This is a genomic window from Paraburkholderia kururiensis JCM 10599 = LMG 19447 (assembly GCF_003986935.1).
In the GTDB taxonomy this organism is placed as follows: Bacteria; Pseudomonadota; Gammaproteobacteria; order Burkholderiales; family Burkholderiaceae; genus Paraburkholderia; species Paraburkholderia kururiensis.
This window is the reverse complement of the sequence record NZ_RJZE01000021.1, coordinates 1-24,397: the sequence shown is the minus strand read 5'-3', so window position 1 is coordinate 24,397 and position 24,397 is coordinate 1. Positions and strand designations below refer to the sequence as shown.

Here is a 24,397-nt window from a genome sequence, read left to right as displayed (position 1 = left end):
GCGTCTTCGAACTGGCACGGCAGCGGACGTATTACCGGCCATTCGCTCGTTTCAGTCTTCGGGAAAGGCGGGGAACGCCTGGCGGGTGCCGCGGGTTGACGTCTCGCGGAGCGGCTCTCGCGGCGTCGTGACGTGGGTTCGCGCGGTACCCGCAGCGTTGCCTCAGGAAAGCGATGCCAGCAGGATCGACAGTTTGCGGACGTGGGCCTTGAATGCGTCGTCGGTCTCGCGGTCGCGGGAGGAACTGGGGTGCGGCGTCTCGGCGAGTTCGGCCTGCGCCTGGAACTCGTCCGCGATGCGGCGTCGCGTTTCGGGCGGCAGTGCGCGGATCACCGACACCAGCAACAGTTCCTGTGCGTGAAGCATCCCCAGGGTCAAGGCTGCATTCATGGTGGCCTCCATTTTTTCCGGCTTCGTCCATCGGGCGTTCGCAAGCGGCGCGCCAACGCGCTGTGCACTCTGTTGCACTGTACTGCACGCGCGCGCGGTACAGCATGCATCGTGCATGGGCCAGTGCAGTCAGGGCCATTCAGTGCATCGTGCGATGACACTCGTCAGCACCGGCATTGCATTGCATGGCAATGCGTTTCATGTTGGCGCACGGCGCCTGCACTTCGCGTTACGTCCCCTGTGCGTTGCGCTGCGGCTTACCGTGGCATGCATCGCCCTCGCTGCACTCCACTGCGCAAAATGTCCTACTCTGCATATTTACCCGTCGGACCGGTTTCCCCCGCCCGCCTTGCTGGCACGGCATTCGCGTGCAGGAAGCCGCATCGTTTTTCCGGGAGGTTTCGATGACGACCGTGGATCTGGAGTTCGACCAGCTCAACAGTACCGTCGAGGCGCTGCGGCGCTCCATTTCAAACCGTCTCATGTACGGTGTCGGCAAGGACGCCGTGGCAGCGCGTCCGCAAGATTGGCTCCACGCGGCAGCGCTCGCCGTGCGCGACCGGCTCGTCGCCCGCTGGATGAAGACCACGCGCATGCAGTACGAACAGGATGCGAAACGGGTCTATTACCTGTCGATGGAATTCCTGATCGGCCGCACGTTCACGAATGCGCTGCTCGCGCTCGGCATCTACGACCCCATGAAAGAAGCGCTCGCCAGTCTCGGCGTGGACATGGAAGCGCTCACCGATCTCGAACCCGACGCCGCGCTCGGCAATGGCGGCCTTGGCCGGCTCGCCGCGTGCTTTCTCGATTCGATGGCGACGCTCGGCATTCCGGGCTTTGGCTACGGCATTCGCTACGAGTACGGCATGTTTCGCCAGGAGATCGTGGACGGCGAACAGGTGGAGGCGCCCGACTACTGGCTGCGCGCGGGCAACCCGTGGGAATTTCCGCGGCCCGAGGTTCAGTATGTGGTGCACTTCGGCGGGCGCACGGTGCAGCGCGAAGGCCGCATTGAGTGGATCGACACGCAGCACGTGAATGCGATGGCCTACGACACCGTGATTCCGGGCTTCGCGACAAGCGCGACGAACACGCTGCGCCTGTGGTCCGCGCGCGCCACGGAGGAGTTCGATCTCTTCGCGTTCAACCAGGGCGACTATCAGCGCGCGGTGGAAGCGCGCAACGCGTCGGAGAACGTCTCGCGGCTGCTGTATCCCGACGATTCCACGCCGGCCGGGCGCGAGTTGCGTCTGCGCCAGGAGTACTTCTTCGTCTCCGCGACGATGCAGGATCTGATTCGCCGCTATCTGCGCACGCACAGCACTTTTGGCCGGTTTTCCGAGAAGGTCGCGGTGCACCTGAACGACACGCACCCCGTGCTCGCCATTCCCGAGCTGCTGCGGTTGCTGGTCGACGTGCATCACGTACCGTGGGACAAGGCGCTTGCCCACGTGCAGGAGATGTTCTCGTACACCAATCACACGCTCATGCCCGAGGCGCTCGAAACGTGGGACGTGGAACTGCTCGCGCGTCTGCTGCCGCGTCACCTCGAAATCATCTTCGACATCAACGCCGAATTCCTCAAGCAGGTGAGCGAGCATTCGGACCACGACGTCGATCTGATCCGGCGCATTTCGCTCGTGGACGAATACGGGCAGCGGCGCGTGCGCATGGCGCATCTCGCCATCGTGGCGAGCCAGAAGGTGAACGGCGTATCGAAGCTGCATTCGCAACTGATGACGCGCGACATCTTCGCGGACTTCGCGCGCATGTACCCCGAGCGCTTCACCAACGTCACCAACGGCATCACGCCGCGGCGCTGGCTTGCGCAGGCAAGCCCCTCGCTTTCGTCGTTGATCGACATGCAGATCGGCACGCACTGGCGCACCGATCTGTTCGAACTCGCGAAGCTGCGCGAGCTGCGCAACGACCCTGCGTTCATTGAGGCGTTCCGCGAAGCGAAGCGGCAAAACAAGATACGCCTTGGGCATCGGCTCATGCACCAGACGGGCGTGTCCTTCGACCCCGACGCGCTCTTCGACCTGCAGGTGAAGCGCATTCACGAATACAAACGCCAGTTGCTGAACGTGCTGCACGTGATCGTGCGCTACAACCGCATTCGCGAGAACCCGCAGCGCGACTGGGTGCCGCGCGTGGTGATGTTTGCCGGCAAGGCGGCGTCCGCGTATCGCATGGCGAAGACCATCATCAAGCTCATCAACGACGTCGCGGCAAAGATCAACAACGACCCGGCGGTGGGCGACCGGCTGAAGGTGGTGTTCGTGCCGAACTACGGCGTGAGCGTGGCCGAGCTGATCATTCCGGCGGCCGATCTTTCGGAGCAGATTTCGATGGCGGGCACCGAGGCCTCGGGCACGGGCAACATGAAACTCGCGTTGAACGGCGCGCTCACCATCGGCACGCTCGACGGCGCGAACATCGAAATTCGCGACGCGGTGGGCAAGGACAACATCTTCATCTTCGGTCACTCCTCCGACGAAGTGTACGGCCTGCGCGCCGGCGGCTATCGGCCGCGGCAGATCTACGAAGAAAACGCGGAACTGCACACGGCGCTCGACCAGATCCGCACCGGGTTTTTCTCGCCTGGCGATCCGCTGCGCTTTTCGGACATCTTCCACACGCTCGTGGATTGGGGCGACCACTACATGGTGCTGGCCGATTTCGCGTCGTTCGCGAAGACCCAGGAAGAGGTGGACCGCCGTTTTCGCGATTCGCGCGCCTGGGACCAAAGCGCGATCGAAAACGTGGCCGGCATGGGCTTCTTCTCGTCGGACCGCACGATTGCCGAGTACGCGCGCGACATCTGGCGCGTGAAGCCGCTGGAGAGGGGCTGAGATCTGCTGAGGCGATTGTGGCGCCGCGGGGGCGAGGCGCCACGGCCGGGGCGTCGCCGCTGCGGCTCTCGTTACTGCTGTTGTTGCTGTTGCTGCTGCGTTTTCGCCGCAGCCAGCGCGTCTTTCACCGCGCGCTCCACGCGTGCGACGAAATCGGCATCCGTACTCGACACCGCTTCGCGATCGCCCGCCGCGGTCGCGACAATGAGCCGATGCGTCACGTCCTGGGTCGTCCATGCAAGCCCGCCCACCACCACGAGCATGGCGCCGCACACGAGCGCGGCCGCCGTGCCGAACCAGCCGCCCGCGATGGCAACGGCCACGCCGCACAGGCTGATGACCGTCGGTACGACACGGTTCTTGCCCACCGTGATGACACGCACGTCGCGCACGTCACGCAACGTGAAGACCTGCCCGGCCGCGGAGATTGCGTTGCGTGTGACGGAGACGCCGCGTTCGTTGAAAGGAGTATCCATTGCCATTGCTTCGTTACCCAATGCCTGAAAGCGCTGCATGCGAGTGCTGCATGAGCCGGAAGGGCGAAGGGTACCAGAAGCGCGATGGAGACCGTAAGAAGCGCACCGCCGCCCGAAAAGAACGCGAGCCGCGCGCAAAAAGAAGCGCCCCGAAGGGCGCTCTGCTGATGCATGAGCGACGCACCGCGTAGCGCGTGCGCCGCCGGCAAGATGTGCCGCTTAGAACTTGTGGCGAATCCCCACGCGCACGGCAACCTGGTTGTCCGACGTGCCGGACGTGTTGAAGTAGCTCGTGCTCGAACCAATCTGCGCCGGCACCTGCGTGCCGTTCGCGAGGTGGCCCGAAGCCTGCTCGTAGACGCCGAGCAGGTACACGTCCGTGCGCTTGCTGAGGGCGTAATCCACCACGGCGTTGACCTGGTTCCAGTGCGCCGAGAAGAGACCCGACGAGCGCGAGTACGTGTAGCCCGCCGCTGCAGACAGTGCCGGCGTGAACGCGTACTTGCCGCCGAATTCGTAGGCGTTGTACATCGTCGACGAACCCGTGATGGGCGAGAGCAGCGTGTTGGTCCACAGAGCCCACAGCGTGGCCGGGCCGAAGGCGTAGCGCGCGCCGATACCGAACGAACGCAGGTCTTTGATGGTGCCCGTGTTGATGCCGAAGATCGCCGTCGTGAACGCAGGCGACGCCTGGCTCGGGAAGCGGATGTCCGTATAGGCCGCGCCGATGCCGAGCGGACCGGCGGCGTAGTTCGCGCCGAAGCTGTATGCGCGCGACGAACCGGCGACCGGATTGGCCGTCGTGCCCGTCTGCGGCGCGCCCGCGAATGCGCCGGCCTGGTTCGAGAAGCCGTACAACGCGCCGAACGTGAAGCCTGCGAAGTTCGCGCTGCTGAACTTGACCGCGTTGTTGATGCGGCTCGACGTGAGCTGGTCGATGTCGTTGACGTGGTAGGCGTAGTTGCCCGCTGCCGTCAGACCGCCCGTGGAGTAGCTGCCGCCCAGGTAGTCGGTCGTGAACGAATACTGGCGACCGAAGGTCAGCGAGCCGACGTCGGTTTTCGACAGACCCACGAACGCCTGGCGCCCGAACATCGCGCCGCCCTGGCCCAGCGTGCCGTTGCCGCTGTTGAAGCCGTTTTCGAGCACGAAGATCGCCTTCAGGCCACCGCCCAGATCTTCCGTGCCGCGCAGGCCCCAGCGGCTGCCTTGCGCGACGCCGTCGTCGTACTTGAACAGCTTGTCGCTGCCCGTGGAGGTCTTGCTGTTGTTCACGTAGCTGATACCGGCGTCGATCAGGCCGTACAGCGTCACGCTGCTTTGAGCGTGGGCGGTGCCGCCAAGCGTGGCGAGAATAGCGGCGGTCAAGACTTTCTTGTTCAAGGCGTGTTCTCCAGGAGAAAAGAATGCAATAGCCGCACCTGATCTTCGGCAGGTCATGCGACGGGCTGCAATGTAAGGGGCGGCAACGAAAGGAATGTGACAGCAAGAATTTCGGAGGGAGTTGTGGTGCGGACGCTACATAGCGATGGCGTCGCATAGGCAGCGAGGCGCGGGACGAGAGCGCGACCGAATCGTGCAGAACGAGACTGCGCAGCGGCGCGCAAGCGTTTGCGCGTGCAACCACCGCGAGTCAGCGAAGAGAAAGAGGCGAGGAGGGAAGACAGGACGGATGAAGCGCGATGGCCGGCGGGATACCGAAGCCGGCCATCGGGTCATGCGTTGCGAGAAGGAGGGGCGATAAGGGGTTGAGGCGTGGCGTTGAGCCGAAGAGTCACCCCAATAACGGGCACCGCCTATGAACGGCGCCCGCGACGTTCACTGCGAGAGCAGCGACCCCGTGCGGATGGGCGTTGCGCCGGCCACGCGCGCCACTTCCATGCCCGCCGTCGCAAGACGTGCACGATGCCGCGCGTAGAGCACACCGCTCACGGTGCATTTGAGTGTGGTGATTTCGTCCGTGAGCGGGTCGACGATATCCGCGATAGCCGTGCCCGCTTCCACCCACTCGCCGTACAGGGCGCGAAACACTAGCACGCCGCTCGCCGGCGCGACGATGGGCTCCGTGCCGGCGAGCGGCGTGGCCGCGAACGCGAGCGGCGGCAGCGGCGCGGCCGTGCCGTCGATCACGCCGCGCAGCGTGAGGTACTCGATGATTCCTTGCGCGTCTTTGTCCGCGAGTTCGTACGAGACGTCGGCCTGGCCGCGCAGTTCCACCGTGACGGAGATCGAGCCGTTCGGAATCGGGAAGCGGTCGCCGAAGCGTTCGCGCAGATCGGACCAGCAGAAGCTGTGAATCTCGTCGAACGGATTGCCGATGGAATTGAGCGCAAGCAGCGACGTCTTCGCGTCGAGATAGCGTGCGAGCGGCTCCACGTCGTCCCAGAGGTCGGGGTTCGTGTACAGATGCAGTGCCGCTTCCCAGTCGCAATGCAGGTCGAGCACGACGTCGGCGTCGTACGAGAGGCGTTGCAGCGCGAGACGTTGCGAATCCAGTTCCGTTTTCGGGTGCTGCGCATCGAGTACTTCGCGCATCGTCGCGCGAATGGCGTTGCGGTTCGCCTCCACGTCGCCGGTGAGGCGCTCTTCGATATGGGGCAGCACGAGCGCGGCCAGATCGTAGAAGTTGCGATTGAAGTTTTGCGCCGTGTTCGATTCGAAGCGGCCCGCAAGGTGGCCCAGCACGTGCTGGTTCAGGCCGATCGGGTTCGGTACGGGCACCACGACCACTTCGCCGCGCATCTTGCCCGCGGCCTCGAGCGCGGCGAGCTTGCGGCGCAGTGCCCACGAAACCAGCATGCCGGGCAGTTCGTCGGCGTGCAGGGACGACTGGATGTAGATCTTCTGGCCGCCGGCAGGGCCGTAGTGGAAGCTCGTGATCTGGCGGGCGGTGCCGAGCGTCGGCGAAATCAGCGGATGGTTCCTGGTCTGCATGATCGATGGGGTCCGTGCAGCGCGTGCCGCACGAAAGACAGTTGAGGTGGCGTTGAGGGAATCCGCCGATCTTAGCCGATATGGGCACGCTGTGCGGAGCGTGCCGCGATGAGTCGCGCCTGGGGCCTGGTTCAGGCGCGCTTGCGGCGATACGGCGCGCCAAAACAAAACGGGCCGCGCGTATCGCGCAGCCCGTTTGCGTACTGCTGGTTCATGCGGCCGGTCCGTGCAGCCGTTGCGGCGTGTGCCGCAGCCGGCTGTAGGGGAAACAGCGCGGAGAACCGCGGAATCAGCCGCCGTACACGTCGAAGTCGAAGTACTTCTTCTCGAGCTTCTTGTAGGTGCCGTCCTTGAGGATGTCGGCGATCGCCTTGTCGATCTTCGCCTTCAGGTCGGTATCTTCCTTGCGCAGGCCGATGCCGGCACCGTTGCCGAGAATCTTCGGATCGACGAGGTCCTTGCCCACGAACTCGTAACCGGCGCCGCGCGGCGTCTTCAGGAAGCCGATGTCGGCCTGCACGGCGTCTTGCAGCGCTGCGTCGAGGCGGCCCGACAGCAGGTCCGCGTAGACCTGATCCTGGTTCTGGTACGGCACGACCTTGGCGCCCTTCGGCTCCCAGTAGGTCTTCGCGTACGTTTCCTGGATCGTGCCCTGTTCGACGCCCACGGTCTTGCCCGCGAGCGATTCAGGCGTCGGCTTGATGCCCGAGCCCTTCTTGGCGACGAGGCGCGTCGGCGTGTTGAAGAGCTTCGACGAGAACGCGATCTGTTCGGCGCGTTGCGGCGTCATGGACATCGACGACAGCACGCCGTCGAACTTCTTCGCCTTCAGTGCGGGGATCATGCCGTCGAAGTCGTTTTCCACCCAGACGCACTTGGCCTTCAGGCGCGCGCAGATTTCATTGCCGAGGTCGATATCGAAGCCGACCAGCTTGCCGTCGGAGGCCTTCGATTCAAACGGCGGGTAGCTGGCGTCGACGCCGAAACGAATCGTCGTCCAGTCTTTGGCATGGGCGCCCGCCGAAAGGGCAAGCAGGGCAACCGTCACGGCCGCAAGCAGTTTTTTCACTGTTTTTACTCCTCGGAGTGGTTCGAATAGCCATGCGCGCGGTTGTGCCGCCCGCAGGGCGGAGGGTGGCGCCTGTCGCGCCCGGCCCCTGTTATGGCCGCCGGCCGGCGGCCAGCAGAGCGCGCCAAGCTTACCAAGTCAAAATTAAAGCGGAGCTAGTGTAATACCGGATGGCGCGGCCAAGGCAGATCGCGACACGGCGCAGCACGGCTTCTTTTGCGCGGGCGCGACAGCCGTGCGTGGCGGGCTTTACAAGCCTGTTGCGATGCGGCAGGGCGGCACGCGATGAAGGCGTCCCGAAAGGTCGCTCTAGAGGCGCGGCTGCGACTTTATGCCGGACGTATGTCGCGCGCGCCTCTGCTCATGCCCCGCGGTGCTCAAACGATGCGTTGGCCGGCGCGATAGGTGGCGCGCGGAACGGGCAGCGCATCGAGCATGGTCACGCGCACCATGTCCGCCCGCAGGCCCGGCTCGATCGCGCCGCGATCCGTCAGACCGGCGTGGCGCGCGGGCTCCGACGAGACCGTGGCCAGTGCGCGCGGCAGGCTCCAGTCGGCCTTGTGGACCAGTTCGAAGGCGGCGGTGAGCAGGCTGGAGGGCACGTAGTCCGAGGAGAGGATATCGAGCAGGCCCGCCTGCGCGAGTTCGAGCGCCGACACGTTGCCCGAATGCGAGCCGCCGCGCACCACGTTCGGCGCGCCCATCACGGTGGCGATGCCGCGTTCGCGCGCGGCCTGCGCCGCGGCGCGCGTGGTCGGAAATTCGGAGATCGCGACGCCCTCGGCGGCGGCCTGTTCGACGTGTTCCACGAGCGTGTCGTCGTGGCTTGCCACCGGAATGTTGCGCGCCTTGCAGCGCGTAACGATCTGATGGCGATGCGTGTCGGCGAAACGCTGCTGTTCGTCGGCCAGTTCGGCGAGCATGGTGGCCGCCTGCTCGTCGGTCCATTTGCCGTGCCGTTCCTGATAGCGGCGCCATTGCGCGGGGTCGTGCCACTGGCGCTGGCCAGGCGTGTGATCCATCACGGACGCGAGCCGCATCAGCGGATGCGTGCACAGTTCGTCGAACAGCTCGACTACGTCTTCGGTGGCGATCTCGCAGCGCAGGTGCAGGAAGTGCTCGGCACGCAGCAGTTGCCGCGTCGCGAAGCGTTCCAGTGAGGCCGCGCAGCGCATCTGCACGTCGCGTCCGCGTACGCCCACTGAAAGGCGCGTGCCGATGGCGAGCGCGTCGAACACGGTCGTGATGCCGGCGGCCGCCACCTGGGCGTCGTGAATCACGAAGGCCGCGTCGGTGTTCCATTGCACGCCGGGGCGCGGCGCGAGATGTTTTTCGAGATTGTCCGTATGAAGCTCGATCAGGCCGGGCAGCAGGTAGTCGCCGGCCCAGTCTTCGGCTTCGGGCGCCGAGGTGGTGCCGCGCTGGACCTCGCGGATCGTGCCGTCCTCGATGCGCACCACGCCTTCGAATACCTCGTCTCGCGTCACGATGCGAGCGTTCTTGATCAACATCGGTTGGCTCCTTGTTCTGCGGGCCGCGTATGCAGGACCGCTTTCGTTCGGCATAGTCGCGTCGCTCAATGCAGCGCGGCCGGTGTGAGTGCGTTCGCGCCGCAAGACAAAGGCGGCTGCAATTCGAGGCGTCGCGTGGCTACTTTCAGGCGCGTGTCTTCGTCATGGAAGATACCGACAATTGCCGCACCGCGCTCGCGCGCTTCCACGATCAAATCCGCTACGACGTCGCGATTTTCGGCATCGAGCGAGGCCGTGGGTTCGTCGAGCAGCAACAGCGGATGGTCTGCGATCAGACCGCGCGCAATGTTCACGCGCTGTTGCTCGCCGCCCGAAAACGTGGCGGGCGCGAGCGGCCACAGTCGCTTCGGAATGTTGAGCCGCTCGAGTAGCGCCGCGGCGCGATGCTCGGCTTCGTCTTCGGGCACACCGCGCGCCACGAGCGGCGCCGCGACGAGCGCGAGCGTGGGCACGCGCGGGATCACACGCAAGAACTGGCTCACGTAGCCCATCATGTGACGGCGCAGATGCAGCACGTCGCGCGGCTCGGCGTTCGTGATGGCGATGCAGTGTGCGGCGGGGTTCGTGCGCGTCGAGTCTTCAGCCGCGCATTCGGCACCATCGACTGCCGCCCCGCAGCGCACGGCAATCGTCCCCGCACTCGCGAGGTAATTGCCATACAGGCAGCGCAATAGCGTGCTTTTGCCGGCGCCCGAAGGGCCGACCAGCACGACGCACTCGCCGCGCGCGACGTCGAGCGACACGCCCGCGAGCGCTTCGATTTCGATGCCGCCCTGGCCGTGCAGCGTGAAGGTCTTGTGCACGCCGACGGCGCGCAGCATGAGCGCGGGGCGGTCGGCGAACGCGCGGGCCATGTCGTGCGCCGTGGTCTGCGTTTGCGGTTCCGTGAGAGTAGAAGTCATGGACACATTCCGGTTTCCGGTATTTCCAGTAGACAGTGCAGGGCGTGCGTCATACGGGCAGCACGGACGAAACGAGCGTCTGCGTGTACGGATGCTGCGGATCGTCGAGCACCTGGTCGGTCAGGCCGGACTCCACCACCTCGCCGCCTTGCATGACCATCAACCGATGCGCGAGCAGTCGCGCCACGCCGATGTCGTGCGTGACAATCAGCACCGAAAGATGCAGCGTGCCCGTGAGCGTGCGCAGCAGATCGAGCAGGCGTGCCTGCACGGAGACGTCGAGGCCCGCGGTAGGTTCGTCCATGAACACGAGGCGGGGGCCTGTCACGAGGTTGCGTGCAATCTGCAACCGTTGCTGCATGCCGCCTGAAAACGCGGTGGGCAACTCGTCGATGCGCGAAGGGTCGAGTTCGACGCGCGTCATCCATTGCGTGGCGTTGTCGCGGATCTGCCCGTAGTGGCGCGCGCCCACCGCCATCAACGGCTCGCCGATGTTGGCGCCGGCCGAGACGCCGATCCGCAGTCCGTCGCGCGGATTCTGCTGCACGAAACCCCATTCGGTGCGCATGAGCAGACGGCGGCGCGGCTCGGAAAGCGCGAACAGGTCCAGCGTGTCGCCGTGCGCGGTGGTGTAGTGCAGCGTGCCCGCGTCGGAGGGCGTGCGCAACGCGAGTGCATTGAGCAGCGTCGTTTTTCCCGAGCCCGATTCGCCCACGATGCAGAGCACCTCGCCGGGATACAGATCGAAGCTCACGTCGCGGCAGCCGTTGCGGCCGCCATACTGCTTCGTGAGATGACGTGCGCTGAGGAGCGGTTTCATGCGGCGTCTCCTGTCGCGGTGTTCGCGCAATTTTCAGCGGACTCGCGGCGCGTGTGGCAATAGTCGCTGTCCGAGCAGACGAACATGCGCGTGCCTTCGTCGTCCACGATCATTTCATCGAGAAAGCTCTCGCGCGATCCGCACAGCGCGCACGCATGCTCCCAGCGCTGAATCTCGAACGGGTGATCGTCGAAGTCGAGACTGCGCACGTTCGTGTACGGCGGAATCGCGTAGATGCGGCGTTCGCGCCCCGCACCGAAGAGCTGCAACGCAGGGTTGCGATGCATCTTCGGGTTGTCGAACTTGGGGATGGGCGAGGGCGAAGTCAGGTAGCGGCCGTTCACGATCACGGGGTAGTCGTAGGTGGTCGCAATGCTGCCGTGGCGCACGATGTCCTCGTAGAGCTTCACGCTGATGAGGCCGTAGTCCGCAAGCGCATGCATCTTTCGCGTTTCGGCCACGCGAGGCTCGAGCCGGAACAGCGGCTCGGGCATGGGTACCTGGTAGACGAGAATCTGCTTCTCGGTGAGCGGTGTTTCGGGAATGCGATGGCGTGTCTGGATGATGGTGGCGTCTGCGGTCTTGCGCGTGGTGGCCACCGCCGCCGTGCGTGCGAAGAAGCGGCGAATATTGACCGCATTCGTCGTTTCGTCGGAGCCCTGATCGATCACCTTCAGTGTGTCGTGGCGACCGATGATCGACGCCGTCACCTGGATGCCGCCTGTGCCCCAGCCGAAAGGCAGCGGCATTTCGCGCGATGCGAACGGCACCTGGTAGCCCGGCACCGCAACGGCCTTGAGCACGGCGCGGCGAATCATGCGCTTGGTCTGCTCGTCGAGGTAGGCGAAGTTGTAGCCTTCTGCGTCGTGCGACGCTGGGCCCGACAGTGTTTCAGGCGCGTTCATGCGCTTGCTCCTTGTCTTCGTCGTGTTCGCTTTCGCTGCGCGCGACGTGTGCCACGGCGTGTTCCTTTTCTCGTGGCGCAATGTGTGAGGCATCGTGTTGAGCCCGCTGCTCGGCACGCAGCCGTCGCACGAGTTCGAGTTCCGACTGGAAGTCGACGTAGTGCGGCAACTTCAGATGCTGAACGAAGCCCGACGCTTCCACGTTGTCGCTGTGCGAGAGCAGGAATTCCACGTCCTGGGTAGGCGATTCGACCGGCTCGCCGAGTTCGTCGGCGCGCAGCGCGCGGTCCACGAGTGCCATGGCCATCGCCTTGCGCTCCGCGTGTCCGAACGCGAGGCCATAACCTTGCGTGAAGGTGGGCGGCACGTCTTTGCTGCCCGCGAACTGATTCACCATCTGGCACTCGGTCACGTCGATTTCGCCGATTACCACCGCCTCGCCCAGTTCGTCGAGCACCATCTCGACGTCTACCGACCCAAAGCGGATCTCGCCCGCGAATGGATGCGAATTCGCGTAGCCGCGCTGCGTGGCGTAGCCCATCGCGAGCAGGAAGCCTTCGTCGCCGCGCGCGAGGTTTTGCAGACGCGTGGCGCGATCTGCGGGGAACGCGAGCGGCTCGCGCGTGAGGTCGCCGGGCTCGCGGCCTGCAGGCGAGGGCACTTCCTGTTCGATCAGGCCTTCGCGATCCAGCAGCGCGACGACGCGAGGCATGGAACTGGCGGCGGCCGCGTGGCGGGTGTTCATGCTTTCCAGAGAGGTGCGTGCATCTTGCGGCGCGTCCGTTGCGTGAACCGTATGGCCTTCTTCATCCGAACCTTCAGCCAGCAACGCGAAATCGAGCAAACGCTGCGTGTAATCGTAGGTCGCGCCCAGCAACTGACCGCCGGGCACGTCCTTGAACGTAGCCGAAATGCGGCGCTCTATCTGCATCGCTTCGGTTTCGATGGGCAACGTGTAGCCGAAACGCGGCACCGTGGTGCGCCACGCGCGCAGCAGAAAGATCGCTTCCACGAGGTCGCCCGCGGCCTGTTTGATGGCGAGCGCAGCCAGTTCTTCGTCGTAGACCGAGCCTTCGGTCATCACACGCGCCACGGCAAGACGCAACTGCTCGCGAATCTGCCGCACGCTGAGTTCGGCGACGCGCGTGTCGCCGCGACGTGCCTCGTCGAGCAGACGCCATGAAGCCTCGATGGCGCGCTCGCCTCCTTTGACGGCGACGTACATCAGTTCACCTCCGCGAGCGTGGTGCGCGGCAAGCCGATGAGCGTTGCGCCGCAGACGAGGTAGCAGTCGATTCCGCACGGAAAGAGCGGGCCCAGCGCAGCGCGTTCGTGCCAGAAGCGCGCGGGCAGGCCAATGGGTGCGATGGTGTGCGTATGCTCGATGCCGGGGCCGCGCAGCATGACCGGCGTGCCGCCCGTGAGCGCGGTGACGCGGATCAGCAGCGTCGCCGCGTGTTCGGGCGATTCCGGTTCCCCCAGCGAAAAGCGTTCGAGCGACGGCAACGTGTCCGCGTCGTGCACGTAGGCGAATGCGGCGTCGTGCGCCTCTTCAGTGAGCGGCGCGCCAGTGTGAAAGCGCAGCGCCGAACCCAGCACCGCGTCGGGCTGCGCGAGCCAGACCGGCGTGGAGTAATCGCAGAGGGCAAGCAGTGCGGCGAACGCGGCAAGATCGGCGCGCGAACGCAGGCTGCCCGAGGTATCCGCGGAGGGCAGCGGCGTTTCGATCGTGCCGATTCTGCCGGGGCGCGAGAGAGCGTCGAGCAGCGTGCGGAAGACCGCTTGCGTGTCGTGAACGGGATCGGCGAAGCCGGGCGTCAAGGCGGAAAGCGCAATCTGCGCCGCGTTCGCTGTGGGGTGGGCCATATTCGTTGCAGTCGGTTCGTTCATCAGTCGCCCCGCACCATGGTGAAGAATTCGACACGCGTGGAGGCCACCGCCTGTTCACGCGCCGCGCGCGCTGCGGCAATGCGTGCCGCAAGCGGCTCGATCAACTGCGCGTGAAGTTGCGCGTGCCGATCGGGCAATTGAAGCAGCGCGTCGGCAAGCGCCGCGAGTTCCGCACGCCGCTTGTCGCGGCCCAGATGGCATGCCACGCCGATCGCGGTGTCGGCTGGCGTGTCGCTCGGTGTGTCGCTATTCGTGCTGCGCAGTCGTAGCGTGGCGCGTGTGACCGTGGCTTCGCCCAGGTTGAATGCGTCGCCACTGCCGCCGACGCGACCGCGCACCATCGCGAGCCCGGTCTCGGGCCGGCGCAGCCAGTCGTAGGCGGGACGCGGCTGCCCTTCGAGCGCACGGACAAGGGCCGCTTCGAGTTCCGAGCGAGACGTGCGGGCAAGCACGGCCATCCATTGGCGCCGCGCTGAAGGCGCGGGTTGGGTAGGTTCAGCAGACGTTGCGTTCATCGACGATCCTCTCTGGCGCAATGCCGTGTGTCGAAACGGGCGGGGGGGATGCAGTGCCGCCATTTGACCATCTATTCATCTAAACGTCTAGACGTTTAGATGTAGAATTGCGCCTGTTCTGCGAGGCGTGGCTTTTCATACTTCCATCACGCGCTGCGCACTACAATGCGAGGTCGATTATTTGAACCTGGGGGAATGACAGCACCATGACATCCACCGACGAAGCAACGCGGGGCACGCAGCTCGAACGCGGCGCGGGCGTGGCGGTATGGCGGCAGATCGAGCAGATTCTGGCCGCTGAAATCGCGGCGCGCGGCTTCGGTGAAGACGGGCGCCTGCCCAGCGAAGGCGAACTCGCGCGGCGCTTCGACGTCAACCGCCATACCGTGCGGCGCGCCATGCTCGGACTCGCGGCACAAGGGCTCGTCAGCGTGGAGCAGGGGCGTGGCACATTCGTGCAGCCTGGCGCCATCGACTACACGATCGGCCGCCGCACGCGCTTCACCGAGAACCTGCGCCAGCAGCATCACGCGGCGGCGGGCAAGGTGCTGTCGTCGTCGCGCGTGAAAGCCGACCCTGCGGTGGCGAAGGCGCTGGGGCTGCGTGCGGGCGCGCTGGTCTATCGCATGGAAACGCTGCACGAGTCGGACGGTGTGCCGCTCACCTACGCACGCAGCTGGTATCCGGCCGCGCGTTTTCCCGACCTGCCCGCCGTCATGGATCGCGCGGGCGGCAGCACGAAGGCCTTTGCCGAATACGGCCTCACGGACTACCTGCGCAAGTGGAGCCGCATCGGCAGCGTGCTGCCCGATGCCGAGGTGGCGCGGCGGCTCAACATCAACCGGCAGCAGCCGGTGCTGTGGGTCGAGAACGTGGACGTGGATCCGGATGGCACGCCGATCAAGTACGGTGTTACGCACTTCGCGGCGGATCGCGTGCAACTGCTCGTGGAAAACGAGCTATGAGCGCGGCAGCCGCAGCAGGGTTTGCAGGCAACGCGCACGCGCAATGGTCTTCTGAAGCGCGCTTCGCGCTGTATTACGCGCCGCCGCGCGAGTCGCCTTGGTGGACCGAAGGGTGCGCGTGGCTAGGCCGCGATGCTGAAGCCGATATATCGCTCGCCGCGCCCCAGCCGCCGGCTTTGCAGCACCCGCTGCGAGCGCTCACCAAGGCACCGCGCCGCTACGGCTGGCACGGCACGCTGGTGCCGCCTTTCCGTCTCGCGCCAGGTGTTGCGTCTCATCAGGCATTCGAGGCCGCGTGCAGATGGGCACAGCATCAGACCGGCTTCGACTTGCAGGCCGAGGCCGCCACGCTCGGCAATTTCGTCGCGCTTCGTCCGGCCACGTCAGAAGGTGACGCGCAGATGCGCTCGCTCGCTGCCGATGCCCTGCGAACGCTTGCGTCGCTGCGTGCACCGCTCGCCGCGGCCGATCTTGCCCGCCGTCACGAAGCGCCGCTTACGCCGCGTCAGCGCGAGCTGCTCGATGCATGGGGCTATCCGTACGTGTTCGAGGAGTTTCGCTTTCACATGACACTGTCCAGTTCGCTCGACGACGCCCACGAACGCGACACGCTGTGCGCCTGGTGGGCGCAGCGCGTGCCGCAGCTCGGCGCGTTGCCCGTGCACGGCGCCGCGCTTTTCGTCGAACCCGCGCCCGGCGCACCGTTCGTGTTGTGGCAGCGCCTGCCGTTCGCGGGCGCCGGCATCACGGCGCACATCGACGCCACGGGCAACGGAGCGCGAAGCCGATGACGAAGGGCAACTACGGCAACCTGATCTACGTGATGGGCCCCTCCGGGGCGGGCAAAGACGCGCTGCTCGGCTTCGCGCGCGAACATCTGCACGAGCCGCGCGTGCTGTTTGCGCACCGCTACATCACGCGGCCCAGCGGCAACGGCGAGAACCATGTGCCGCTCACGTCCGCGGAATTCGAGGCACGTTCATCGCTCGGGCTCTTTGCGCTCGAATGGGCCAGTCACGGTTTGCGCTACGGGATCGGTATCGAACTCGACGCGTGGCTCGCGCGCGGCTGCACGGTGGTCGTGAACGGTTCCCGTGCATATCTGGACCGCGCGCTGGAGCGGTACGCGCAACTGCACGTGGTTCATGTAGAAGCCGCGCCCGACGTGCTGGCTACGCGGCTCGCCTCGCGAGGGCGCGAGACCGCCGCCGAGGTCGCGGCACGCCTCGCGCGCGAGGCGCCCTTCTGTACGCCGGCGGGCGTCGCGCTAACCCGCATCGACAACTCCGGCTCGCTGCATGAAGCAGGGCGCGCGTTTGTCGAGGTCGTGCGCCGCATCGCCGGCTGAACGCAAAAAATCTTCCCGTCGCGGTCGAAGCGGAAGGGGCTCGTTCGTCGTCGTAGAGGTACAGCCCATCACGCAAGGAGGAACCTCGACATGGAAACCTTCGACGACGACCTGCTCCGCTTCGAAGCGCACGGTGTGCCATCGTTGCCCGCCGCCGCGGACGAGGACTACGTGGATCACGACGGCGCCCGCATCCGCTACGCGCTGCACGGCAGCGGCGCGCCGGTCGTGCTGCTGCACGGTGGCCTCGGCCATGGCGGTAACTGGGGATACCAGGTGCCGGATCTCCTCGCGGCCGGGCGTTCAGTGCTGCTGATCGACAGCCGCGGCCACGGACGCAGCACGCGCGACGCGCGTCCGTTCACCTACGAACGCATGGCGTCGGACGTGCTCGCCGTCATGAGCGCGTTGCATATCCAACGCGCGCCCGTGGTGGGCTGGAGCGACGGTGCCTGCATCGCCCTGATCCTCGCGATGAAGGCGCCTGAGCGCATTGCAGGCGTGTTCTTCTTCGGCTGCAATATGGACCCGAGCGGCACGAAGCCCTTCGTGCCGACCGACGTGATCGACCGCTGCTTTCGGCGGCACGCGCTCGACTATGCCGCGCTGTCCGCCACGCCTGACGACTTCGACGCGTTCGTTGCCGCCGTGACCCAGATGATGCGCACCGAGCCGAACTACACGGCCGCGGACCTCGCCAAAATCCGCGTACCGGTGGCGATCGTCCACAGCGAGCACGACGAGTTCATCAAGCGCGAGCACGCCGAATATCTCGCACGCAGCATTCCGGAGGCGCAATGGATCGTGCTGCCCGACGTCAGCCATTTCGCGCCATTGCAGCGACCTCGCGCGTTTAATCGCGTACTGCAGAGGTTTCTTGAACGGCTCGCTCAACTGGGCGACTAACCCTGAGCGCATGCGAGCCATTCGCGCGTGCCGCGGGTCGCGGATAAAATGGGTCGGCCCGCTCCCGGCTGCTTCCAGCTGATTTCCACCTGACTTCCAGGCTTGCCTGCATCCGTGTAGCAGCGTTTTGTCTATCCGCACTCGATCCGCCATTCATGACGACGCATACGAACAGCATTCACGCCGTGCCACAGGACGATGCCACCACGCCCAGGTTCTGGCGTGATGCCGCGTTGCCTTTCGTCGAGGCGCGCTCGGTGCGGGATGGCCGCAAGGTCTGCTACACGCGCCACACGCACGACACGTTTTCCATTGGCGCCGTCACAGGCGGGCACAGCACGTACCTGAACGGCTCGAAGGGCACGTCGCTCCAACCGATTGGCGCGGGCGCGGTGGTGGTCGTGAACCCGGAAGAGCTTCACGCGTGCAACCCTGTGGCCGACGAGGCATGGTCCTATTGCATGATCTATGTGGACGTGCAGTGGCTCACGAATCTGCAGCGCGAACTCGGCTTCAGCCACAACCTCGGTTATCGCGGCTTTGCCACCACGTGGACCACCGCGCCGCATCTGTATGCCGGACTCAACGGCCTGTATGCGACGCTTACCGATCCGCACGGCGATCTGTTGCACAAGCACGGCGCGGTGATCGACTTCTTCACGAACCTGCATCGCGCGCTCAACCCGGCCCCTTCGCGTGCCGACGAGGGAAACCTCAAGCTGGCGCGCGCGGCCGACTACATCCGCGAGCACTGCACGCGTGCCCTGCGGCTCGACGAAATCTGCGCGGCGGCCAACCTGTCGCCGTCTTATCTGGTCCGCGCGTTCAAGCAGCATTACGGCATGACGCCGCACGCGTGGCTCGTCAACCGGCGCGTGGATTACAGCCGCGCGCAGCTCAAGCGCGGCCGCGCCATTGCGGACGTCGCCATCGACGCCGGCTTCGCGGACCAGGCGCATCTGCAACGCGCGTTCCGGCAGTATGTTGCGGCTACGCCGGGGCAATATCGGGCGGCGATGCGCGTGGGCCAGGAAGCCTGAGCGTCGAGCTATTCGACGCTATCGTGAGCGAATAGCGAATAGCGGATAGCGGATCGCGAATAGTGAAGCGCGATGGCAAGTCGCGTGAACAGCGCTTCCGTCACGCGATGGCTTGAGCGAGCGGACGCTGCATCAGGGGCCGAAGAACTAGGCCGCCAACAGATAAACCGCACTCGCGGCCAGCAAAACCGCCATCAAACGATTAAACAGCCTCACACGCCGCACGTCGCGCAGATAGCGGCTCAAAAACGACCCGACATACGCCCAGCTCGCGATCGACCCGTAGCAGATCAGAAAGTAGATCGCCGCGAATTCCCACACCCGGCTGTTTCCACCATAGGCCGCGTAGGCGCCCATGCCCGAGAGGCACGCAAGCCATGCCTTCGGATTGAGCCACTGCATCGTGGCGCCGGAGAGCAGCGAGGGCGCCTGGGTGGCGTCCGCCGTGTCGAGCCGGCCGTCGTCCGTGGCGAGCTTGAAGGCCATGTAGAGCAGGAACGCGACGCCTGCCCACTGGATCGCATGCGTGGCGCCTGGCCATCGCACCAGCAGTTCATGCAGCCCGAGACCCGTGAGTACGAGCAGCGCGGTGAAGCCCACCGTGGCGCCCGTGACGTGCCTGAGGCTCGCGGACAAGCCGTAGCGTGCGCCGCTCGTGAGCGCCACGATGTTGACGGGACCGGGCGTGACGGACGTGGCGAGCGCGAAGGCCGCCATGGAAAGATAGATGCTCATGAGGCGCCGATACCTTGCGTGCTGGAAGAACGAGATCGCAAGGTACCGGCGGGCAGGCCGCGCGTATTGAAGAAAATTGCCCTGAGTACTCAGAGGCAGGCGTCGCGCGTGGACGGACAGGTCACGCGCCCTGCGAATGCTGCGCGCGCACGTCGGTTAGCGATTGGCGCTGTCGTCCCGCGTCGTCGAAATTCGCGGGTGCGAGCCACGCGTCGAAGGCCTGTTTCAGCAGCGGCCATTCCTTGTCGATGATCGAGTGCCAGGCCGTGTCGCGGTTGCGTCCCTTGTAGACGATGGCCTGCCGGAAGATGCCCTCGAACTGGAAGCCGAGCCGCACCGCCGTCTTGCGCGAGGGCGCATTGAGGCTGTCGCATTTCCATTCGTAGCGACGGTAGCCGAGCGTATCGAAGACATAGCGCATGAGGAGGAACTGCGCTTCTGTCGAGAGCGGCGTCTGTTTGAGAAGCGGCGAGAACGTGACGTGGCCCACCTCGATGACGCCATGCGCGGGTTCGATCCGCATGAGTGCCAGCGAGCCCACGGCCTTGCCCGTCTTGCGGTCGATCACGGCGTAGTGGCGTGGGTCGGTGCTCTGCGCCGCGGCTTCGGCGTGACGCCGATAGTCTTCCGGGCGCTCGAACGGACCCACCGCCAGGTAAGTCCAGTCGCGCACGTCGGCTGCGGCGTGATAGGCCGCGTAGAGGTCTGCGGCGTGACGGCCGGCGTCGAGCGGTTCAAGGCGGCAGTACGTGCCTTCGAGCGTGACCGCTTCGGGCACGGGGCGGGCCGACCAGCCTGGCACCGGCTCGCCGATGGGTTGTCCGTATTCGTTCATAAGCGCGTTCAAAGGCGCGTTGGTAGGTGCAGACATGGCAGCCCCGTTCGGTTCGATGCGGCAAGTAGAAAACGGAAAACTCTAGCGTCGTCGCGGGCCGCGTTGAAGACCCACGGGCCGCGCATTCGATGGTGCCACGAACGCGGCTTTCATCCGTTCGGCGCGTACCCTGGCCATGCCTCGAAGCGCTGACCTGGCGGCAGCGAAAGAGTAACAAAAGGTAACGCCTTGCAAGCCGAACCCCGCTGAGACCCTTGCCACGCGGTTCGCGCGCCGATTCACCCCTTACCGGATTCACGAAGGTGACACGGTCGCGCCGGTATGCTGCCCGCCATTCGGCAGTGGCTGGAGCAGCAATCACGACGTGACGCTCTGGGCGAGCGTCACGCCCATCCAATCGACCGGACCCGCCGCAAGAAAGCACACCAGGCCGAACCCGCCCGGGCCCACCTGGACCCACCCGGACCGACGAACACCCACCAGAAGCCAGGGCAACAAGATGAACGGAAGCTCAAGACCGCTTACGCGAATGCCGAAGGTGTCGAACGAGTCGTATGCATCGCGTGCGTTGCATGTACCACTCCCGTGGCCCCTGCCGCGCGTGAGTTCGCGCCGCGCGATCGCCGTGCGCCGTTCCCCGCTTGCATGGTTCGCGGCCACGCTGCTTTCTGTTTCGCTTGCCGCCTGCGGCCCAAGCGACGCGAACAACGAAAGCGCGAGCAACGGCACGGCCGCGAACGGCAACGCGGGCAGTCCGGCCGCCCAGGCCGTGCAGTCCGCAGCCAATGCCCAGCTTCAGGCCGCGGCGCCTTCGGCCGACGGTCTCGCGTCACCCGTCATGCACTACGCGCAGTAACCGTTGCGCAGAGCCGCTCGGCGCGTGCCGTACCGACGCGAGCGGACCTCTGTTTTTCCCGTTGAAGCTTGCCCCTACCTCTGGACGAAACAAGATGACCTCGAAGAATCGTCGTGACTTTCTACGTCTTGCCGCCGGCTCGGCCGGTGCTGCCGCGATGCTCGGTGCGCTGCCGCAAACCATTCGCGATGCGCTCGCCATTCCCGCTCACAACGCGACGGGAACGATCGAAGACGTCGGCCACATCGTGATCCTGATGCAGGAGAACCGCTCGTTCGATCATTACTTCGGCACGATGCGCGGCGTGCGCGGCTTCGGCGATCCGCGGCCCGTCACCCTGCAAAGCGGCAAGCCGGTCTGGTACCAGCCGAACGGCGTGGGCGGCTATCTGCTGCCGTTTCATCCGGATGCGCCCAATCTCGGCATGCAGTTCGTGCAGGATCTGCCGCACGGCTGGACCGACACGCACGGCGCGTTCAACAACGGCCGCTACGACGGCTGGGTTCCCCACAAGGGCACCACGACGATGGCGTACCTCACGCGCAACGACATTCCGTTCCACTACCAGCTCGCCGACGCCTTCACGATCTGCGACGCGTACCATTGCTCGCTGATGGGCCCGACCGACCCGAACCGCTACTACATGTGGACGGGCTGGGTGGGCAACGACGGCTCGGGCGGCGGCCCCGTGATCTCGAATGCCGAAGCCGGCTACGGCTGGAGCACCTATCCCGAGGTGCTGGAGCAGGCCGGCGTGTCGTGGAAGATCTATCAGGACATCGGCACGGGGCTCACGGCGGCAGGCTCGTGGGGTTGGACGCAGAACCCCTACATCGGCAACTACGGCGACAACTCGCTCCTGTACTTCCACCAGTACCAGAACGCGCAGCCCGGCTCGCCGCTCTACGAGAAGGCGCGCACGGGCACGAACGTGAGCGCGGGCGGCACGCTGTTCGACGTGCTGCAACAGGACGTGTCGAACGGCACGCTGCCTCAGGTCACCTGGATCGTGGCGCCCGAGGCCTACACCGAGCACCCCAACTGGCCCGCGAACTACGGCGCGTGGTACGTGGAACAGGTGCTCAAGGTGCTGACGTCGAACCCGGAAGTCTGGAGCCGCACGGCGCTCTTCATCACCTACGACGAGAACGATGGCTTCTTCGATCACATGGTGCCGCCGTATGCGCCGTCGTCGAACGGGAACGGTGCCTCCACGGTGAGCACGGCCAACGAGATCTATGCCGGCGATTCGAACAACCAGGCCGGCCCCTACGGCCTCGGCGTGCGCGTGCCGATGACGGTGGTCTCGCCGTGGAGCCGCGGCGGCTGGCTCTGCTCGCAGGTGTTCGATCACACGTCGCTGATCCGCTTTATCGAACGCCGCTTCGGCCGCCAGTACAACATTCCCGAATCGAACATCACGCCGTGGCGTCGCGCGGTGTGCGGCGACCTCACCACCGCGTTCAACTTCGCGAATCCGAACGGCTCGTGGCCGCAGTTGCCCGACACCACGGGCTATGCGCCGCCCGACCGTCTGCGCCATCCCGACTACATTCCTTTGCCGCCGCTCGTGCAGTCGCTGCCGCGTCAGGAGCGCGGCCTGCGTCCGGCGCGCGCGCTGCCTTACGAGCTGTTCGTGCACGGTCACGCGGAAGGCGAGAGCGGACGCTTCCGCCTCGAGTTCTTCAACCGTGGCGAGGTGGGCGCGGCGTTCTACGTGACCTCGCAAAGCCGCACCGACGGACCGTGGACCTACACCGTTGAAGCCGGCAAGAAACTTTCGACCGCATGGACGCCGCTTTCTTCCACGGACGACGTCTACGACTTCGCCGTGCATGGTCCGAACGGTTTCCTGCGCGAGTTCAAGGGCAACTATTCGGTGTCGACCGCAGCGGGCAAGGGCCGTCATGCACGCCTCGAAGTGCAAACGGGCTACGACGTGGCGAACGGCAACGTCTCGCTGCGCCTCGTGAATCGCGGCAGCACCGCGCGCCACATCACGGTGACGAACGCGTACGGCACGGGTTATCCGCGTGTGTTCACGGTGAAGCCCGGCGATCACGTGGAAGACTATTGGGACCTGCGCGGCAGCCACGGATGGTATGACCTCTCCGTGGTGGACAACGGCGACAGCGCGTTCCTGCAGCGCTTTGCCGGTCACGCGGAGACGGGGCGCCCGAGCGTCAGCGATCCGGGGATCGCCACGGTTTGAGGGCGCGGGTTTGATGTGATGGCCGGTTAGTGCCCGCCAGGCCTGGCCCGGCGTTTGAGTGCAGGTTGTGAAGCCGTTACGGTGCACTGCCGGTGCATGTGCCGTAACGGCTTCAGTTCATGGTGGCATCGGTTGCCATGCACTTTGTTGCAGCAGTTGTTCGATTCATGCACACGGCGGTGCAGGTTCATTCAAGCCTGCGTCAGACACGCCGTGTGCCATTCACCTCACTGCGCGCCTTCGCCCAGATGCTTGCGCTTCGCCAGTTCCTGCGCCATCGCGTAGTGCTGCTGGATCGTGGGCAGCGCCTTGCGTGCGGCGTCCTTCAACGGCTCGTTGCGCCCCGAAGCGATTTCCGCCTGGAACGCCGAGAGCGTTTTTTGTCCGCCGCCCAGCGCGACCTGTTCGATGTAGGCCTTGTCGAAGTCTGCGCCGCGCAGGTTCTTCACGCTGTCGAGTGCCGCCACGTCGGGGTCGTTCTTCGGCACGTCCACGCCACGCGGGCTGGCGGCGCGCAACGCGGCGGACACCTTCGCGTCGTCGCTCGCCACGCGTTCGGCAAAGGCCTTGACGTCGCGGTCGGTGGAGCGCGCGGTGGCGATGCGCGCGGCGTCGATCTGCGTGGACACGCCCTTGGTGGCATCGGCAACGAACGCTTCGTCTGATGCGTGGAGTTTCGGGGCGTCGGCCGGTGATTGCGGCTGCTGTGCGTGGGCTGTGCCGGCGAAGGCGGCGAGAAGCGTGGTGACACAGACGGCAGAACGAGCGGCGAGGGCGAGAGGCAAGCGGGTCATGAATTCTCCGTGTGAGGATGAAGGGCAGGGCGCGAGGGCAGTGCTGACGGCCGTTCAAAACTTGCCGATGCAGCACCGCTTCGCGCCACGCGAATTGCCGGAGGGATTCTAGAAGCGCCCGCAGGGCCGAGGTGAAACGCTCATGTGGCTTGTGTAACCACGAGTAACGCTGCGGTAACGCTGCGAGCGATGCGGTCGAACGAATGCATGCGCGGCTACGCATCGATGTTCACGCCTTCGCGTTCAGGCACACGTCGTACCGTAGGCGGCCGCTTGAATCACATAACCAGAGGTGGGGCCAGAAATTCGGACAGGTCGGCAAGTGGAACGGCCGGGACCTGAGCTGGTCATAGGACCAGCAAGAGGACCCCAAAGATGACAAAAAGAAGCCGCCGGTCGCATAGCCCGGCATTCA

The 24,397-nt window shown here is 65.5% G+C and carries 22 protein-coding genes and 1 pseudogene; 8 read left to right on the top strand and 15 right to left on the bottom strand.

The features are described from left to right. Positions 1-162: 162 nt before the first annotated feature. Positions 163-390 (bottom strand): hypothetical protein, encoded by a 228-nt coding sequence (locus PKKP23_RS23765; RefSeq protein WP_026121566.1) that lies wholly within the window; start codon positions 388-390, stop codon positions 163-165. Between the two features lie 404 nt (positions 391-794). On the opposite strand from PKKP23_RS23765, the gene PKKP23_RS23760 reads away from it, so the two are divergent. Continuing rightward, positions 795-3,248, top strand: coding sequence for a glycogen/starch/alpha-glucan phosphorylase (locus tag PKKP23_RS23760; protein ID WP_126878664.1), 2,454 nt, complete (start codon positions 795-797; stop codon positions 3,246-3,248). Positions 3,249-3,319: 71 nt separating this feature from the next. On the opposite strand, the gene PKKP23_RS23755 is transcribed toward PKKP23_RS23760, so the two are convergent. The 11 genes from PKKP23_RS23755 to phnG form a co-directional block, all read right to left on the bottom strand. Next, entirely contained in the window at positions 3,320-3,724 is a 405-nt protein-coding gene (locus tag PKKP23_RS23755; RefSeq protein ID WP_126878663.1) for a DUF6232 family protein, read from the bottom strand. Positions 3,725-3,943: 219 nt separating this feature from the next. Next, a complete protein-coding gene (locus PKKP23_RS23750) occupies positions 3,944-5,107 on the bottom strand; it encodes a porin (RefSeq protein WP_126878662.1) in 1,164 nt (387 codons plus the stop codon). A gap of 435 nt (positions 5,108-5,542) precedes the next feature. Next, entirely contained in the window at positions 5,543-6,658 is a 1,116-nt protein-coding gene (locus tag PKKP23_RS23745) for a succinylglutamate desuccinylase/aspartoacylase family protein (protein ID WP_126878661.1), read from the bottom strand. A gap of 289 nt (positions 6,659-6,947) precedes the next feature. Further along, positions 6,948-7,727, bottom strand: coding sequence for an ABC transporter substrate-binding protein (locus tag PKKP23_RS23740; RefSeq protein ID WP_017775355.1), 780 nt, complete (start codon positions 7,725-7,727; stop codon positions 6,948-6,950). A gap of 377 nt (positions 7,728-8,104) precedes the next feature. Beyond that, entirely contained in the window at positions 8,105-9,238 is a 1,134-nt protein-coding gene (locus PKKP23_RS23735; protein ID WP_017775356.1) for an alpha-D-ribose 1-methylphosphonate 5-triphosphate diphosphatase, read from the bottom strand. A gap of 65 nt (positions 9,239-9,303) precedes the next feature. After that, positions 9,304-10,161: a phosphonate C-P lyase system protein PhnL gene (locus PKKP23_RS23730; protein ID WP_176048958.1), complete on the bottom strand. Its 858-nt coding sequence runs from the start codon at positions 10,159-10,161 to the stop codon at positions 9,304-9,306. A gap of 49 nt (positions 10,162-10,210) precedes the next feature. Then, complete coding sequence (phnK, locus tag PKKP23_RS23725) at positions 10,211-10,981, bottom strand: phosphonate C-P lyase system protein PhnK (protein ID WP_126878660.1); 771 nt, start codon at positions 10,979-10,981, stop codon at positions 10,211-10,213. Further along, positions 10,978-11,886, bottom strand: coding sequence for an alpha-D-ribose 1-methylphosphonate 5-phosphate C-P-lyase PhnJ (locus PKKP23_RS23720; RefSeq protein WP_126878659.1), 909 nt, complete (start codon positions 11,884-11,886; stop codon positions 10,978-10,980). Before PKKP23_RS23720 ends, phnK begins: the two co-directional genes overlap by 4 nt. Beyond that, entirely contained in the window at positions 11,873-13,111 is a 1,239-nt protein-coding gene (locus PKKP23_RS23715; RefSeq protein WP_126878658.1) for a carbon-phosphorus lyase complex subunit, read from the bottom strand. The genes PKKP23_RS23720 and PKKP23_RS23715 overlap by 14 nt, the downstream gene beginning before the upstream one ends. Beyond that, positions 13,111-13,776 (bottom strand): phosphonate C-P lyase system protein PhnH, encoded by a 666-nt coding sequence (gene phnH, locus PKKP23_RS23710; RefSeq protein ID WP_176048960.1) that lies wholly within the window; start codon positions 13,774-13,776, stop codon positions 13,111-13,113. The genes PKKP23_RS23715 and phnH overlap by 1 nt, the downstream gene beginning before the upstream one ends. Next, the gene (gene phnG, locus PKKP23_RS23705) at positions 13,776-14,291 is read right to left on the bottom strand and encodes a phosphonate C-P lyase system protein PhnG (protein WP_126878657.1); all 516 of its coding nucleotides are present in this window, start codon (positions 14,289-14,291) and stop codon (positions 13,776-13,778) included. The genes phnH and phnG overlap by 1 nt, the downstream gene beginning before the upstream one ends. Before the next feature lie 206 nt (positions 14,292-14,497). Between phnG and phnF the strand changes: the two genes are divergently transcribed. The 5 genes from phnF to PKKP23_RS23680 all read left to right on the top strand — a co-directional run bounded on the left by phnF (position 14,498) and on the right by PKKP23_RS23680 (position 18,550). Continuing rightward, positions 14,498-15,256 carry a phosphonate metabolism transcriptional regulator PhnF gene (gene phnF, locus PKKP23_RS23700; RefSeq protein WP_017775363.1) on the top strand — a complete coding sequence of 253 codons (759 nt, stop codon included), beginning with the start codon at positions 14,498-14,500 and terminating at the stop codon, positions 15,254-15,256. Then, positions 15,253-16,047 carry a DUF1045 domain-containing protein gene (locus tag PKKP23_RS23695; RefSeq protein WP_126878656.1) on the top strand — a complete coding sequence of 265 codons (795 nt, stop codon included), beginning with the start codon at positions 15,253-15,255 and terminating at the stop codon, positions 16,045-16,047. The genes phnF and PKKP23_RS23695 overlap by 4 nt, the downstream gene beginning before the upstream one ends. Next, the gene (gene phnN / locus PKKP23_RS23690) at positions 16,044-16,604 is read left to right on the top strand and encodes a phosphonate metabolism protein/1,5-bisphosphokinase (PRPP-forming) PhnN (protein WP_126878654.1); all 561 of its coding nucleotides are present in this window, start codon (positions 16,044-16,046) and stop codon (positions 16,602-16,604) included. The genes PKKP23_RS23695 and phnN overlap by 4 nt, the downstream gene beginning before the upstream one ends. Before the next feature lie 90 nt (positions 16,605-16,694). Continuing rightward, complete coding sequence (locus tag PKKP23_RS23685) at positions 16,695-17,510, top strand: alpha/beta fold hydrolase (protein WP_126878653.1); 816 nt, start codon at positions 16,695-16,697, stop codon at positions 17,508-17,510. Between the two features lie 155 nt (positions 17,511-17,665). Beyond that, on the top strand, positions 17,666-18,550 hold the full coding sequence (locus PKKP23_RS23680) for an AraC family transcriptional regulator (RefSeq protein ID WP_126878652.1): 885 nt from the start codon (positions 17,666-17,668) through the stop codon (positions 18,548-18,550). 147 nt (positions 18,551-18,697) lie between these two features. Here the strand turns inward: PKKP23_RS23680 and PKKP23_RS23675 are convergent, their stop codons facing one another. Both PKKP23_RS23675 and PKKP23_RS23670 read right to left on the bottom strand, forming a co-directional pair. Next, complete coding sequence (locus PKKP23_RS23675; RefSeq protein WP_126878651.1) at positions 18,698-19,285, bottom strand: LysE family translocator; 588 nt, start codon at positions 19,283-19,285, stop codon at positions 18,698-18,700. Positions 19,286-19,415: 130 nt separating this feature from the next. Then, positions 19,416-20,156, bottom strand: a pseudogene (locus PKKP23_RS23670) (GNAT family N-acetyltransferase); the annotation flags it as partial. Positions 20,157-20,688: 532 nt separating this feature from the next. On the opposite strand from PKKP23_RS23670, the gene PKKP23_RS23665 reads away from it, so the two are divergent. Then, positions 20,689-20,976, top strand: coding sequence for a hypothetical protein (locus PKKP23_RS23665; protein ID WP_126878650.1), 288 nt, complete (start codon positions 20,689-20,691; stop codon positions 20,974-20,976). Positions 20,977-21,070: 94 nt separating this feature from the next. Then, entirely contained in the window at positions 21,071-23,188 is a 2,118-nt protein-coding gene (locus tag PKKP23_RS23660; RefSeq protein WP_126878649.1) for a phosphocholine-specific phospholipase C, read from the top strand. A gap of 227 nt (positions 23,189-23,415) precedes the next feature. On the opposite strand, the gene PKKP23_RS23655 is transcribed toward PKKP23_RS23660, so the two are convergent. Further along, a complete protein-coding gene (locus PKKP23_RS23655) occupies positions 23,416-23,982 on the bottom strand; it encodes a DUF4142 domain-containing protein (protein WP_126878648.1) in 567 nt (188 codons plus the stop codon). Positions 23,983-24,397: the final 415 nt, after the last annotated feature.